At 40.0% G+C, this 15,146-nt stretch carries 13 protein-coding genes and 1 pseudogene; 3 read left to right on the top strand and 11 right to left on the bottom strand.

The genetic code is table 11. The features are described 5' to 3' along the window. Positions 1-169: 169 nt before the first annotated feature. The gene (locus ACZ9EE_RS21410) at positions 170-1,138 is read right to left on the bottom strand and encodes an acetylxylan esterase (RefSeq protein WP_476030354.1); all 969 of its coding nucleotides are present in this window, start codon (positions 1,136-1,138) and stop codon (positions 170-172) included. 149 nt (positions 1,139-1,287) lie between these two features. Between ACZ9EE_RS21410 and ACZ9EE_RS21405 the strand changes: the two genes are divergently transcribed. The 3 genes and pseudogenes from ACZ9EE_RS21405 (at position 1,288) to ACZ9EE_RS21395 (ending at position 2,303) form a co-directional block, all read left to right on the top strand. After that, positions 1,288-1,584, top strand: a complete 297-nt coding sequence (locus tag ACZ9EE_RS21405; RefSeq protein WP_476030352.1) for a hypothetical protein — start codon at positions 1,288-1,290, stop codon at positions 1,582-1,584. 71 nt (positions 1,585-1,655) lie between these two features. Then, a pseudogene (locus ACZ9EE_RS21400) lies at positions 1,656-1,922 on the top strand (DUF624 domain-containing protein); the annotation flags it as partial. A gap of 84 nt (positions 1,923-2,006) precedes the next feature. Further along, positions 2,007-2,303: a YesL family protein gene (locus ACZ9EE_RS21395; RefSeq protein WP_476033184.1), complete on the top strand. Its 297-nt coding sequence runs from the start codon at positions 2,007-2,009 to the stop codon at positions 2,301-2,303. 103 nt (positions 2,304-2,406) lie between these two features. Here the strand turns inward: ACZ9EE_RS21395 and ACZ9EE_RS21390 are convergent, their stop codons facing one another. The 10 genes from ACZ9EE_RS21390 to ACZ9EE_RS21345 form a co-directional block, all read right to left on the bottom strand. Beyond that, entirely contained in the window at positions 2,407-4,968 is a 2,562-nt protein-coding gene (locus tag ACZ9EE_RS21390; protein WP_476030350.1) for a beta-mannosidase, read from the bottom strand. 245 nt (positions 4,969-5,213) lie between these two features. Further along, positions 5,214-6,953, bottom strand: a complete 1,740-nt coding sequence (locus tag ACZ9EE_RS21385; RefSeq protein WP_476030348.1) for a glycosyl hydrolase — start codon at positions 6,951-6,953, stop codon at positions 5,214-5,216. Positions 6,954-7,375: 422 nt separating this feature from the next. Further along, entirely contained in the window at positions 7,376-8,338 is a 963-nt protein-coding gene (locus ACZ9EE_RS21380; protein WP_476030346.1) for a 2-hydroxyacid dehydrogenase, read from the bottom strand. A gap of 31 nt (positions 8,339-8,369) precedes the next feature. Continuing rightward, on the bottom strand, positions 8,370-9,503 hold the full coding sequence (locus ACZ9EE_RS21375) for a glycerate kinase (protein WP_476030344.1): 1,134 nt from the start codon (positions 9,501-9,503) through the stop codon (positions 8,370-8,372). A gap of 114 nt (positions 9,504-9,617) precedes the next feature. Next, positions 9,618-11,114 (bottom strand): aldehyde dehydrogenase family protein, encoded by a 1,497-nt coding sequence (locus tag ACZ9EE_RS21370; protein WP_476030342.1) that lies wholly within the window; start codon positions 11,112-11,114, stop codon positions 9,618-9,620. Between the two features lie 26 nt (positions 11,115-11,140). Next, on the bottom strand, positions 11,141-12,331 hold the full coding sequence (locus tag ACZ9EE_RS21365; RefSeq protein WP_476030340.1) for an iron-containing alcohol dehydrogenase: 1,191 nt from the start codon (positions 12,329-12,331) through the stop codon (positions 11,141-11,143). Beyond that, on the bottom strand, positions 12,325-13,431 hold the full coding sequence (locus ACZ9EE_RS21360) for an Ldh family oxidoreductase (RefSeq protein WP_476030338.1): 1,107 nt from the start codon (positions 13,429-13,431) through the stop codon (positions 12,325-12,327). Before ACZ9EE_RS21360 ends, ACZ9EE_RS21365 begins: the two co-directional genes overlap by 7 nt. After that, positions 13,409-13,795 carry an RraA family protein gene (locus tag ACZ9EE_RS21355; RefSeq protein WP_476030336.1) on the bottom strand — a complete coding sequence of 129 codons (387 nt, stop codon included), beginning with the start codon at positions 13,793-13,795 and terminating at the stop codon, positions 13,409-13,411. Before ACZ9EE_RS21355 ends, ACZ9EE_RS21360 begins: the two co-directional genes overlap by 23 nt. Further along, positions 13,758-14,105 (bottom strand): RraA family protein, encoded by a 348-nt coding sequence (locus ACZ9EE_RS21350; RefSeq protein ID WP_476030334.1) that lies wholly within the window; start codon positions 14,103-14,105, stop codon positions 13,758-13,760. Before ACZ9EE_RS21350 ends, ACZ9EE_RS21355 begins: the two co-directional genes overlap by 38 nt. Further along, the gene (locus ACZ9EE_RS21345) at positions 14,098-15,135 is read right to left on the bottom strand and encodes a LacI family DNA-binding transcriptional regulator (RefSeq protein WP_476030331.1); all 1,038 of its coding nucleotides are present in this window, start codon (positions 15,133-15,135) and stop codon (positions 14,098-14,100) included. The genes ACZ9EE_RS21350 and ACZ9EE_RS21345 overlap by 8 nt, the downstream gene beginning before the upstream one ends. Between the last annotated feature and the right edge of the window lie 11 nt (positions 15,136-15,146).

The following is a 15,146-nucleotide window of genomic DNA, read 5'->3' as shown; positions in this document are numbered from 1 at the left end:
GATTCGCATTCTACATAGTTCATTTACTTTAGAATAACTTTTTATTATGGTAATAGTAAATAGAATATTAATTACAAATATACCTCTTTTTTTAGAAAACAGAAAGAACCCTCCTTTTTATGGAGTAACAAAACTTCCATCAAGGAACGGTTCCATCTGATCATAAACTTTATATATCTAAAAGCTCTGAAAAATACGAGTGGACTTTATCACTAAAGGTACGAAGGTGTTCATGTCCATATTCATAAAAAACCATGATTTGTTTAGGTGATTGAATTTTATTATAGGCGGCAAACTGAGTTGATGGCGGACAAATATTATCCTCCATCCCAACAGCCCATAATACTTGTGATTTTACTCGATCTGCAAGATGTTGAATATCAATATACCCAAGCTTATTAAAAACTTCCTCTTCTCGTTCATGATTTGGGTCAATAAACTTGAAATAATAGTGTATCTCCTCATATGCAGAATTGGAGATATCTAAATCCCATGCCCTTCTATAGTCTGAAAGGAAAGGGTATACTGCTACTGTTTTCTTAATTCTAGGCTCTAAAGCAGAGCAAACAACAGATAGAGCCCCACCTTGTGAAGCACCATAGACACCTACTCTGTCAGCATCCACATGATCCATTGAAAATAATATTCTGGCAGCTTGTACCGTATCTAAGAAAACATTTCGATAATAAAGCTTTTCAGGATTTTCTTCTTCAATTCCGCGGATAATATGCCCCTTTAAGGTTGTTCCTTTTACCTGGTTATTATCTACAGATAACCCACCCTGTCCACGACAATCCATCGCTAAGATTGTAAAACCTTCGGCTGCATAGCCAATCTTATCCACCCATTCCCCACTGCTTACATGATAGCCATGGAACCAAACAAGTCCTGGACCTTGTCCAACTTGATTCTTTGGCCTCACGAGCTGACAATGAATTCTAGCTCCGCCAACCCCTGTAAAATAGAGATCATAGCATTCTGCTACTCTACTAGTAAAGTTTGCAGGGATTAATTCATAATCCATCGGTTGTTGGCTTAACTCCTGGAGCCCCTTATCCCAAAACTCATCAAAATCCTTTGGTTTCGGATTTATTCCCTTGTATTCCTTTAATTCATGTAAAGGCATGTCAAATTTCACTACTAATTCCCTCCCTAACTAAATTTAAATCTATTCTTCTTCTTTTTTACCTTACCGATAACCTAATTATAAACGTGATTATTAGAATGGTCAATTCGATATTATGGTATAATACTTAATAAATGTAATAGGAAAGTAGTGATATTAATATGGAAAACATTATCCTAAATGGTTTAACGTTGGAGAATATTAGAATTATTGAGGTTAGCGGTTATAGAGGTTTTGATATTCACTTTACAATCCAAGGAAAGCTGTATAATTTTATGGTTGCAAAAACAGAGCCACTAATGCCTATAAACATCCTGCATCGCTTTAAAGAACCTGGGAATTGCCCGCTATGTAATCGCACTATCGCCCATTTCCCAATCGGGAACCAGCCATGCATGGAGTTAAAAAAAATGGATCGGTTACTTTTAGAGAAGTTAAAGAAATACTTGCCGTCCTAGTGTTAATATAACCTTTTATACTAAAGTAAAATATGGTATTTTTAAGTTATAATAGACTTATTAGAAATTAGGTGAACGAATTGAAATTTATTGACAGCAGGTTTTACTCTTTCTTTGTTTTTATTTCCAATATATTTCTTTTGAATGTGTTATGGCTGTTATTTTGTTTGCCTATCCTTACAATATTTCCTGCAACCGCTGCCATGTTTGGAGTAGTGAGACAATGGATCATTCATAAAGACTCCAGCGTCTTCCCCACATTTATGTGCTGTTTTAAAGAGAATTTTAAACAAAGTTTTATACTCCAATTCATTTGGTTATTTCTGGCTGCCTTTCTATTCTTAGACTATACAATCTCTTTAAAATTAGGCTTTCTTAAAATGTTCATTTCACCGATTTTAATTTTCCTAGGATTTTTCTTTATGATGGGGTCAACCTTTCTTTTTCCATCCATCGTTCAATTCAAAACGAGTATACGGAATATGGTGAAGAACATGGTCTTTCTATCCATTGTTTATTTTCCTTTTTCACTGCTTATCTGTATAGTAATCTTGTTAATCGCATTGGTTCTATATATCTTCCCTTTATCCATGTTGTTTATCGGCAGTCTCGGCGCATATATCATTTATCGGTTATCGCAAATCGTTTTTACAAAGGTAAGCAAGCGCCTGGATTCACATCTGGACATTAAACGCAATGAAGTAATAGAGTCCAAATAAAAGAGGAGACCCATGATTCGCTCATGGGTCTCTTCTTTGCTGGCAGAAGCTTTTAAATGATAAAAATCACTTTTCTAATTAAGCAATAATCCTTTTAAGCCAACTAATTTCTCATATAATCGACGATAGAAGAAACCTCAAGTTTTTCCGGGCGTTCCATATTATAATCGTTCACTCGTGACCTGAAGCTTACTCTTCTCGGAACACCTGGAATTAAATCAAAATAATTATCTGAAAAGATTCCCTCGGTTTCGCTGGAAAGTTGGACTTGCTTTGCCAGTACATTGGTTGACAGAATAAATTCAGCTCCATTACCGCCCTCTACTTCCGTGATGACAATTTCCGGTTTCTTTAATTCCAGTTCTTTTGTGGTGACAAAATAATATTCTTTCAAATCCAGGACATGTCCATTTTCTTCAAGTTCCGCAAGAAGCACAATGTTTTTAGCATCATGTCCTTTTAAAAGCTCATCCGTTTTCAGTTCCATTGCCAACAGATTGGAATTTGCTTGAATCTGAACCGGTTGTGATACTTCTGATAGCACTTGACCATTAAAATCAACCAGCTTCAGTGTTAACGTGCCGGTTAGGGCTTTGAGTAAATCAGAAACAGCATAAACTTCAAGAGTTTCACCTTTTTCCACAAATGAAATCATAACATCCTGGAAGCTCCGTTTCGCATAGTAATGTAGTGCCTTCCATCTGCCGTAATAATCCATGCTTGCCCATGAGGCAACCGGCCAGCAATCATTCATTTGCCAATACAAGGTGCCCATGCAGTATGGTTTATTTCTGCGATGAGCTTCAATGGCGCTTTTGATCCCTTCCGCTTGCAGGATTTGGCTCATATACAAGAAGGATGGAAAATCCTTAGGCTCTGGGCTGTATTTCTCCATATATTCGTTAATAATTTGGTTACCGCGGTTATTTTTTTGATGATTCAACATTACCTCGGTATCGATGGCCAAGTCCTTTTCCTCTGCAAATGTCAGGACTGTTTTTAATTCCGGAAATGATTGGAATCCGTACTCACTCATGAAACGGCCGATGTTATGTTCATACTCCTCAAATGGCTTTAAACCATGCCATACATCCCAATAATGGATATCTCCACTTGTGGAATCACTTGAAGCATGTTGGCTGCTATCCCCCGTCAAGGCTGTTAATGGGGAGGATGGCCAATAGTCGATATCTGGTGATAATTGATTCACCGCTTCAGGAAGAATCTCATGAAAAACTTTTTCATAGTCATTCCAGATCTTTTCACGGATTTCCGGTTGATACTGCTGCTTCCATCCCCAGCCCGCATTCTCATTATAATGGGACCAGGCAGAATCTATCTCATTATTGCCGCACCATAACACAACCGAAGGATGGTTTCTTAACCTTTTAATGTTATCAATCGCTTCCATTTTCACATTTAAAAGGAACGCTTCATCTCCGGGATACATACTGCAGGCGAACATGAAATCCTGCCATACTAAAATCCCATACTCATCACATAATTGATAGAATGTATCATATTCATAAATACCGCCGCCCCAAATACGCAGCATGTTCATATTTGATTCAGCCGCGCTAACAATTTCATGCTTATAGCGCTCATAGGTTACTTCTGTTACAAAACTATCATTCGGAATATGGTTTGCACCCTTGGCAAAAACCGGAACACCGTTTAACTCAATATAAAAACTGGTTCCCCGATCATCTTTTTCCGTGATCAACTTGGCTGACCGCAGGCCCGTCCTAACTGTTTTTTCAGCCACAATCTCTCCATCTTTAAAAAGAACAGCGGTAAACTCGTATAAATACTGGTCACCAAGCCCCCTGCTCCACCATAATTTTGGAAAGCAAATATCCATATTAATATCCAGTTCATTGATTCCGTTACTTATTTGCACAGTCTTCTCAACAATCATTCCATCTGCACTGAGCTGTAATGTACCCTCCCATTCTCCGTCAGCTTCAACTTCCAACTTCCCTGTCACACTTGCTAAAGTGGAGGAAACTGAATTTTGACGGATGAACAAATCTGTCACCCTGCAATCTGACCATCCTTCAAGATAGATGTCTTTCCAAATACCGCTCGTTACAAATCTTGGCCCCCAATCCCAGCCATAATGATATGGTGCCTTTCTTGCAAAAACACTAATTTTTTGATCACCCAAGCCTCCATCCTCAGAGTGGTCATTAGCCGCTGGCAAACCATACCCAAACCTTTTAAGCTTTGGAAGGTCCTCATTTATTGGGGAACGAAAGTAAATGTGTAATTGGTTAGCCTGTTTTTTGACAAGAGAGCTTACATCAGCTTTCCATTCTCGGAACATATTATCTGCCTCAAGGATTTTTTCATTATTCAAATAGACAGTTGCATAGGTATCTAACCCTTTAAAAGTGAGTTGCAAATGCGAAGAATCTAGTAAACTTTCAGGAACATCAAAGCTTGTTTGATATTCCCAAACCTTTTTATCAATCCATTGCAGATTAAGCTCATTCGTTCCAACAAAAGGTTCATCGATTTTTTCATTCCGAAGTAAATCCGTGTGTACGCAGCCAGGAACCTGGGCCGGCAGCCATTCCTGTTCATCCTTTTGTCTAAAAGCCCAACTCTGTAATGACAGATTCATTGTGTTTACATTGCTTGTTTTAAGGCTATTTTTCATCATGTTTTAATTCCTCCTCTTGATAAACTTGGCAATAAAACTTATAGAAGATTTTTCAGACATTATGACTAAAGGCCCGCATAAAAAATGTGGGGCCTTTAGTCATTCACTTAATTATTTGTTACATGAATATCATTGAAATAAAGCACACTCGACAATTGTGTTCCTGGTTGTTTTGCATTTACATAAATCGAGAACTCTTGAACTTTCTTCGAGGTTTCTTCCATTTAAACTATGAATTTACCAAATTACTCAGAAAAAATCCGCATCAATTCAGCTACATTCGTTAAAAGTACCTTTTTAGCTTCAACTGAAATGGTTTGCAGTTCCCCATTGTTTAAATGCTTTTGTAAATCGTTTAGATGTGTTTTAGCTTGTTCAAGATGACCTTTCTTGTATTGGTCTTCTACTTGTTTAAAGCTGTTAGCAACTTGTACATAAGCAGGCCCCGATAATTCGCCGGATTTTGCATAACCCTCAATTAAACTAGAAATTTTCTTGAGTTGCGAATCTTCAAGATACGTACTGATTTTAGGAAGTTCATCCAATGTTATTACATAGTCATCATTATAGACTTCCTTAAGGTGCTCGATGCTGTTTTGGTCTCTTAATACACTGCCATTCCAAGTGGAAAACCAGCTATAATTAGCATGATAAAGCGGTAAAAGATCGGGATCCGGAATTGGTCCATTTTCTGCCATTGCGACTAGCTTTTTATTGCTTGAAAGTTTGACAAGTGCCTCATATTGGCTACTTGCCGGACCATAATTATAGGCTCCTGGGTAAGAATCAAACGTTACCACATCCACATAATCATCCCCCGGATACCAATCCTCACCAACACTGTTCCAAACCCAAATAAGATTATTTAATCCGTGATAATTGGTCAAACGGTCATACATCAGCTTCCATAATTTCTTGGTTGGCTCTGGTCCCTTTGCACCCCACCAGAACCAGCCGCCTTCTGCTTCGTGGAGCGGTCTCCATAATACAGGAACACCAGCATCCTGGAGTTTCTTTAATTCACCGGCGATAACATCAATGTCGCGAAGAAGAAGCTTATAATCCTCTGATTCCGGATGATTCACTGCATAGTCCACATCAAAGGTTGTGGCTCTTGTATAAAAACCGGACCACCACTCATTCCCCGGTTCGTCCAACAGATCCTTAGGAGCGTTCCAATGCCACGTAAAGGTAACAATTCCCCCTTTTTTCCACCAATCAATCGCAACCTTTGTTTCATCAGCTGATGTCCCGTGCTCCACTCGTGACGGGCTATTGTCAATAAAATCCAATCCTAATACTGCTGGGTACTTGCCTGTAGTCTGATAAATAAAGTCCCGGTCTGTCGGAGTGGAATTTGGATATTCATACTGGCCGGACAGGATGTTTTTTCCGAAATTATCAACAAGATAGCTCATTAAAGCGGTGGTCTCTTTTGTAGCTTTTGGATTAATTAGCGTTTTTTCAACTTGATGCGGTGCTGGGGCCGGGGCAGGCTTGACTTTTATATAATCAATCGCAAACCATGTCCAATTAGGAGTGATTGTGATGGTGTTGGCTCCTGCATTCAATAAAACATTTCCGGAAGAAACCTCACCAAAGCCGCTTCCCATTGTAAATGAGGCTGCCGGCTTACCATTAACGGAAATGTTAGCTACTTTACCGGTCCCATATATGGCTCCAAAACCAACCGCTAAATTGTATAATGCGGTTGTAGGTACATTCACATTAAAGGTAACCGATTGAGAGTTGTCACTGAAATTTCCAACATAACCAGTCCCAGAAAAGCCTGGTTGTGACGATTGAACGGTAACACCATTAAGCACCGCATTTTCAGCTTCTAATACTGTTTCTCCAGTATCTGCTTTGACCTTTTGTGAGGACACTGCCGGGAGTAATGTCAATGTTAATGCCGAAACACTTGCTGTAACCATAAGCTTTTTCATTTTACTGCGAATTGATTTTCGGGTTTTACCTCTTTCCACTTGTTTTCCCCCTTAAATTTGGTTTATACAAATATGAAAATATTTGTCCAAGTCAGCCATTCCCTACTGGGTACTGTTAAACTTGCCCTCTCGTAAGCCCTTTCAATTTATCACAAGGTTCAATAGGGTATTTTAAACTAACAAAACATCTTAATTAAAGTAAAATATACTATAAAATAACTTAATTTATAGAAATACATAACAATGAAATTATATATTTATTTCCAACCTATTGTCTATATAATTCTGACAAAACATAAAACACTGTAGTTTATTCCTATAAAAACATGAAATTACGCAAAAATGTAGTTCTTTATAGCTATTTTTAATAGATAATCGATTAACTAATTTTTCGTTTAAAAAAATAAGAGTACTGGAGGGTTTCCAGTACTCTTAACTATTTAATAAAACATTGAGTTTTTCTAAATGACCACATGTTTTGGCGTCTGCTTGTTAATAGCCAACAGTAGATTATCTGCCGCTAATTCTGCCATTTTTATACGCGTATTAATACTTGCGCTGCCAATATGCGGCAGTGTGACAACATTTGGAAGAGTCAGTAGTGGATGTTCCAGAGGTACAGGTTCTTGCTCGAAAACATCAAGACCCGCTGCCCATATTTCTCCATCTTTCAATGCTTGGAATAAATCATCCTCGTTTACAATTCCTCCCCTTGCTGTATTAATCAGAATGGAGGATTTTTTCATTAAGGACAATTCCCTTGCTCCAATCAGATTTTTGGTCTCAGGTGTATAAGGTGTCAGGACACAAACAAAATCCGACTGTCTTAATAAAGTATCCATATCAACATATTTCATATTTAGAGCCTCCTCTAATGAAGGCTTCTGAGAACGGTTATAGTAGAGGATGTTCATATCAAAACCTTTTGCTCTTTTAGCCACGGATGCACCAATTCTGCCCATCCCAATAATACCAAGAGTCGCGCTATATATATCCTGTCCTGTTAATTGCATCGGCGACCATGTTTTCCAATTACCTTTGCGTAAATTATCAGATGACTCTATTAGTCTGCGTGCTGTTGCCATCATAAGAGCAAAAGTCAAGTCAGCTGTGGTCTCTGTCAACACACCAGGCGTATTCGTTACCGTAATCCCTTTTTCTTTTGCTGCTTCAATATCAATATTATTGTAACCGACTGCCATATTACTGATCACTTTTAACTTCTGAGCTTTTTCAAGTAATTCCCTGTCAATGGATTCTGTTAACAAACAAAAAAGGCCATCCACATTGGAGATCTCATGTTCAAGCACAGCCCGCGGGACAGGTATATCTGTTTCATCCCACACCCTGACGTCGCATTCTTGTTGTATTTTAGCTATAATCTCTTCCGGAACTCTTCTTGTTATATATACCTTTGGTCTCATTTCGAGCCCTCTCCCTTTTATTAGTCTTCAATTATTTATAGTAGTTAATCAAATTCATCAATCCTACGGTACGCTCAGTTATCCATTCAGCCGAATTCTTTATGGCTTCTTCCAACGAACAAGGCCCAGGAACTATTGAAAATGCCGAAAGAATTCCTAACTCATTGAAACTAGATGATTCTAATTTGCTTCCACCGCACAAGACTATGACTGGAACCTGGTGTTTTGCGGCCATTTTACTAACTCCGGCAATGACCTTTCCTGAAAGGGTTTGTGTATCGAGCTGTCCCTCACCGGTAATAATGAGGTCAGCTTCTTTAATTTCCCTATCAAAATCTAATTCTTCCATCACTACATCAATGCCTGATTGCATCGATGCATCTAAGAACGTTAGTAATGCTGCCCCCATACCACCTGCAGCCCCTCCGCCTTTCAGTTCTCTGATATTTACACCTTTTTGTTTGAGCACGATCTCAGCAAAATGATTCAGGGCTTTATCAAGATGCTCAACCATGACAGGTGTAGCTCCTTTTTGGGGACCAAAAATCGCAGATGCACCTTCTGGGCCACATAGCTTATTGATAACATCACTAGCTATGACAAAGGTTGCCTCATTAATCCTGGGGTCTAGTTCGGACTCGTCAAAATAAGCCAATTGGTCAAGAAACCCTCCCCCTTCTGACAGTAGATGACCTTTTTGATCAAATAGTTTTAAACCTAACGCCGTCAGCATCCCTGTACCAGCATCGTTTGTTGCACTGCCCCCTAAACCAACAATAAATCGCCGATACCCTGCATCAAGTGCATGCTTTATCAGCTGCCCTGTCCCAAAACTAGTAGTGATATATGGATTTCTTTCCTCAGTTGTAAGAAGTGGGAGCCCAGAAGCTTGGGCCATCTCAATAACGACGGTTTCACCATCACCCAAAATCCCGTAGGACGCCGTCACATCTTCTCCGATTGGCCCCTTAACTTTAATACTTTTCAAGGTGCCATTCGATGAATAAATTAGATTTTCCATTGTCCCTTCTCCGCCATCTGCAAGCGGGATCGCCTTGATATCTGCAAATGGAAAAACACGCAAAATCCCCTCTCGAACGGCCGTACAGATATGCCTTGCTGAAATGGACCCCTTAAATGAATCTGGTGCAATAACTACCTTCATCCTCATCCCTACTTATCTAGTTCTTTGATTATTAAAAAAGGTTACAGGAACAGTTATTATTTTTTCAATAGCCGCCCTGTAACCTGGTCTGGATTTTATGATATTGTTATTTGATTAATACTCAAAATAGACAACTTTTGTCTCTGTAAAGAAATCAGCATTCGAACTGCCGATTGAATAGGCACCGGCACCTGACTGCTTTACACCGCCAAATGGCATATGAGCTGCACTAGCTGTCCCGTGATTTATATGAAGCATACCAGCCTCCACTTCATCTGCAAACCGGAAAGCATCGGAAAGCTGATGAGAGAAAATGGAAGCCGCCAAACCATATTCAACATTATTTGCCACTTCTAACGCTTCTTCCTTATTCTCTACTTCAATCACACATAAAACTGGCCCGAAGATTTCCTCTTTCGCTACACGCATATTTGGGGTTACCAAATCTAGAAGGGCCGGATTCATGTAAGCACCAGCTGAGAACTCCCCCTCTGTTAATACTTCCCCGCCATACCGGAGACGTGCCCCCTCTTTTAGGCCAACCTTTAAGTAATTCTGTACCGTATTTAAATGGCGCTTGTTCACCAAAGGGCCCATTGTTACGACTGGTTCCCAAGCAGGTCCAACTTTAATATTCTTTACTTCCTGAAGAAGAGCCTCTGTTAACTCTTCCTTTTTCTCTTTGACAACAATGACACGGCTTATAGACGTACACCGCTGTCCGCTACAAGCAAATGCTGCTGACACAATTTGTTTAGCCACACTCGAAGCATCCTGATAATCTAGAACAATCGCAGGATTTTTCCCGCCAAGCTCTAACTGAGTCTTAACTAAACGTCCAGCTGCGGTTTGATTAATTTTAATACCAAGATCCGAAGAACCAGTAAAGCTAATGCCCTTCACCAATGGATGATTGACAAGCGGGTCACCAACCTTCGTGCCGCTTCCAACCACTAGGTTAACACCCCCCTTCGGCACGCCTGCTTCTGCTAACAGCTCCATTAATCGAACGGAAGTCCAAGGAGTGAAAGAGGCTGGCTTATAAACAACTGTACAGCCATAGGCTAATGCCGGAGCAATTTTTCGGACAGGCGTAACGACTGGAAAATTCCAAGGAGCAATGGCCGCGATAACACCTAACGGCTTACGGACGGTTGAACTCCACACATTCCCTCTTTCTCCTGGAAGGGTATCTCCTTCAATCCTAAATGCTTCACCAGCGCAAAATCTTGCTTCTTTAGCGGCACGAAACACTTCGCCTTTTGATTCTGCCAAGGTTTTCCCTTGTTCTGCGGAAAGCATATAGCCTAATTCATCGACATTTTTCTCAAGTAAATCTGCAAAGCGGTACAACAAGGCTCCGCGGTCAGGACCCGGCATCTTTGACCATTTTTTTAAAGCAGCATGCGCCGCTTCCACTGCTAGATTAACATCTGATTCATTGGAATCTTGAAAGGTAGCTAACAATTGATTATTTTTTGCTGCATTAAAAATGGAAATGGTTTTCCCACTAACACTCTCGACCCATTCACCATTAATAAAATTCCCATAGACTTTGGATTTATTTGCTTCAAGCCACTCAATCATACTGGAGGTCTGCGTTACTGTCATGGTATCACTCCTTACTATGTAATTCGTTAATATAATACTTTTTCTTTAACACGCGGCGCCATCAGGGTACGGCAAATATTTTTTAAATCTTCTTTCGTTGTTCTGACAGGGTTTACAGGCACATTTCCGGACAAGATCGCTTCGTCGACAATCGCATCTAGATGTTCTTCCTCGACTCCATAATCAGATAATGTTTGCGTTATTCCAATATCCTTGTTTAATTGACGAATCGCTTCAACAGCACGTTCTGCTGCTTCTCTCTCAGATAAGTGATCTGTTTTTTCACCGAATATTCTGGCAATTCGAGCAAATTTCGTTGTATTTCCGATAATATTGAACTTCATAACTTCTGGTAAAAGAATCGCGTTTACAACACCATGAGGAATTTTGAATTGCCCGCCGAGCGGCATCGCTAAGGCATGTGCCAAACCTAATCTGGTGGTATTAAACGCCATTGCTGCAATGGTGCTGGCAAGCAGCATATCATGCCGAGCTTCAATATTTTCACCTTGCACTACAGCTAAGCGTAAACTCTTGGCGATCAAACTCATTGACTGAATCGATAACGCCTCTGAAATTGGCTGAGTTGCCTTATTAACGAAGGATTCTAGCGCATGGGTCAATGCATCCATGCCGGTTGAAGCCGTAATATGCGGCGGCAAAGTCGTTGTAAGCTCCGGATCACAAAGTGCTAATGACGGACAATTGTACATGCTGCCAACACTTAGCTTTAAATTAGCGGCTTTATCAGATAGAACGGAAAACCTTGTAAGTTCACTTCCAGTCCCTGCAGTAGTAGGGACTGCAATAACTGGTGCACCTGGAGAAGGAACTAAATCGATTCCAACATAATCACGGATATTTCCCTTATTTTTCACCATGAGACCAATCGCTTTTGCCGTGTCAAGAGCACTTCCGCCGCCCACACCAACAATTAGATCGCATCCCATTTCTATTGCTAACGCTGTCCCTTTATCAACCGATTCAATCGTTGCTTCCATTCCAACCTCGGTAAAAATGGTATAAGGTATACCTGCTTCCTGAAGAGGAACCTCCAAACGTTGGACGATCCCTGCCTGCAGTACTCCCGGATCACCTACGATAAGTACATTCGTTCCACCCAATTTGGTCACATGTTCAGCTAGCTTCTTAATATATCCCCGGCCAAATTCGATGGCAGTTGGAAGTTCGTAACGGAAATTTGTTAATGTCAACATTTATTGATTGCCTCCTTTTGTTCTACTAACTCATTTTCATGAAATGCCGCCTCTGAAAGGCTAACACCATATCTATTTCCAATTTCAGCTAATTCTTTTGCTACCTTTTCTGGAAGCTCGATACCATTTTTCTTTCGCTCTATCACTTTACGAAACTCAATTTCACCTGGAATCAAAATTTCTTCCACACTATCAGCTTTCGGCTCTGCTTTAATTTCGTTTATATATCGGTCCATTCTTTCCTTGAATAATTCAATTGGAATAAATCGGTTAATATCAATAGCGATAAAAATATGTCCGACGTTTTGCGGTTCGTCCCAGTTTTCATACATGTTATTAACATATTTACCAAACCCTGCGCCTGTCAAAACTCCAGCTAATATATCAATAAACATGGAGATGGCATAGCCTTTCGGTCCCCCAACTGGCAAGACAGCGCCATCTAATGCTTCATCCGCATTTGTGGTGGGATTTCCATTCTTATCTACTGCCCAACCAAGCGGAATATCCTGTCCTTTTTGGGCGGCAACAATAATTTTTCCTCTCGCGACCACACTTGTGGCCATGTCTAAAATAAAGGGGGCTTCTTTACCTGCCGGCACTCCGATCGCCAAAGGATTTGTTCCAATAAAGGGTCTTTTCCCGCCTGTTGGCGGCATGGTTTGTGAGGCATTTGACATCACTAATAAAATCATATCTTTTTCAATAGCTTTCAAAGCATAAAAGGCGCCCGTTCCAAAGTGGTTCGATCCTTTTACCCCAACAATGGCCGCTCCACGTTCTTTGGCTTTTTCCAGGGCAATTTCCACTGCCTTTGTGCCAACGACAGCCCCTAGATTATTGTTTCCGTTTATTAACACGGTAGCAAAATCCTCTGCTTCAATTTCAGGTGAGGCAAAGGGGTTCATCATTTTTTTCTCAATTCTTTCTATATATATGGCTGTACGTACGACTCCATGGGAGTCCACTCCGCGTAAGTCAGCGTTAATGAGAGAATCAGACACAATTTCTGCGTTTTCTTTGGAAACACCAGCTTTTTCAAATACTTCACGGCAAAAACGTTGGAGTTTTTTCCAGTCATACTTGTTGGGTAATGTCATTCAACTCACAACCTCTCTGTTTTAGGGTTTCGTCTACCCATTGTCGATCAACTGTGCCATTTTCTATTGATTCCAATATCTCTCTTTCGCGAATCTCTTGCGCTTTTACTTTTTGGAGAATTTCTTCTGCAAAATCATAAGGCACAACTGCAAGGCCGTCTTCATCACCCACAATCAGGTCACCAGGTTCAACTAACATTCCATCGACAGAGATAGAAACGTTAATTTCTCCCGGACCATCCTTATATGGACCACGGTGTGTGACACCCTTTGCGTAAACAGGAAAATCCCCATTTTGGAAAGCTGCTAAATCACGAATGGCCCCATCAATGATAAATCCGGCAAATTCCTTTTTTTCGTGCAATCTGCATCATAATTTCACCAACAATGGCGTTGGTGGTATCTCCGCCGGCATCAACCACAATCACATCACCTGGTTCGGCCATGTCAATGGCTTTGTGAACAAGCAGATTATCCCCCGGTCTTGTTTTGACAGTAATGGCCGTACCAATCAGTTTCCCTTCCTTGTGATAGGGTCCCAAATTAGCCCCGATCGCATGTATACGATTTAAGTTATCACTAATATGAGGGGTCACTACATTTCGGAACTGTTCTACAAGTCTCCGCTCCACTCTTCTCTTTACAGGTAAAATTCGAAAACCGATGTTAGTCAAATACAATTCCTCCTTTTTCTCCTCCACACGAATCCCTAATAATTAAGAATGGCTCTAGGGAAATGATCTCTGGATGAAGTGTGTCATTTTCTTTTGATTCGATGAGTTGAATCAACCTTTTGGCTGCAATTCCTCCCATTTCATATGCCGGTTGTTTTACTGTTGTTAAAGGTGGATTTAAATGCTTTGACCAAATGGTTTCATCATAACCAACCAAGGCAATGTCTTCCGGGATAGTTAAGTTCCTTTTTCTTATCCCTTCTAAAATTTCGAGCGTCATTAGATTATTAGTTGAGAAGATTGCATCAGGAATGTTGGGTCCCTCAAGTAAGCGCTGAACTGCCGATGCTGTTTCTCCTTTTTGTTCGCGGACAATATGAATCAGTGATGAATCTATTTTTATGCCATTTTCCTTCAATGCTTCTTGATACCCTTCTAATCTTTCTAATCTGGGACTAATGCCTTCCGGAGAATAGAGAAAAATAGCTATTTTCTTTCTCCCAGAGGAAATTAGGTGATTTACAGCTAACTTAGCACCATTAATATTGTTAACGGTAACTGTATTAACCTCCATCCCATAAATCTTCCGGTTTATCGACACAAATGGGAATCCGTTATGAATAAGTTTTTGATATAATTCAATATTTTTTAATGTAGGGTTCACGATCATTCCATCTAGCTGCCTACTATCAAAGGAACGAAAATGCTCCGCCTCCAGTTCTGCTTTTTCATTGGAATTAAAAATCATTAAATTATAGCCTAAACTTTGGCAAGTATCTTCCACACCTTCTAAAACATAGGCCCAAAAAGGATTTTGAAGATTAGACAAAATAATTCCAATAACATTAGTTTTTGTAAGCTTCAAACTTCGGGCCAAAGCATTGGGCTTGTAATCTAGTTCCTCTATTACTTTTAATACTCTATTAATCGTTTCCTCTGTGTTTTGTTCATGATTACCATTAATAATTCTTGATACTGTTGATTTGGAGACATTGGCCTTCTTTGCTACATCAGCGATAGTAACTCTCATTTTTATGACCT

This window comes from Bacillus sp. URHA0034, assembly GCF_056280405.1.
This window is presented reverse-complemented; position numbering and strand designations above follow the sequence as displayed.

Excerpts from the sequence above, each read along its gene's own strand:
- ACZ9EE_RS21405 (WP_476030352.1), top strand. The coding sequence starts at position 1,288 with ATGGAAAACATTATCCTAAATGGTTTAACGTTGGAGAATATTAGAATT.
- ACZ9EE_RS21395 (WP_476033184.1), top strand. The coding sequence starts at position 2,007 with ATGATGGGGTCAACCTTTCTTTTTCCATCCATCGTTCAATTCAAAACG.
- ACZ9EE_RS21390 (WP_476030350.1), bottom strand. The coding sequence starts at position 4,968 with ATGATGAAAAATAGCCTTAAAACAAGCAATGTAAACACAATGAATCTG.
- ACZ9EE_RS21380 (WP_476030346.1), bottom strand. The coding sequence starts at position 8,338 with ATGAGACCAAAGGTATATATAACAAGAAGAGTTCCGGAAGAGATTATA.
- ACZ9EE_RS21375 (WP_476030344.1), bottom strand. The coding sequence starts at position 9,503 with ATGAAGGTAGTTATTGCACCAGATTCATTTAAGGGGTCCATTTCAGCA.
- ACZ9EE_RS21370 (WP_476030342.1), bottom strand. The coding sequence starts at position 11,114 with ATGACAGTAACGCAGACCTCCAGTATGATTGAGTGGCTTGAAGCAAAT.
- ACZ9EE_RS21365 (WP_476030340.1), bottom strand. The coding sequence starts at position 12,331 with ATGTTGACATTAACAAATTTCCGTTACGAACTTCCAACTGCCATCGAA.
- ACZ9EE_RS21360 (WP_476030338.1), bottom strand. The coding sequence starts at position 13,431 with ATGACATTACCCAACAAGTATGACTGGAAAAAACTCCAACGTTTTTGC.
- ACZ9EE_RS21345 (WP_476030331.1), bottom strand. The coding sequence starts at position 15,135 with ATGAGAGTTACTATCGCTGATGTAGCAAAGAAGGCCAATGTCTCCAAA.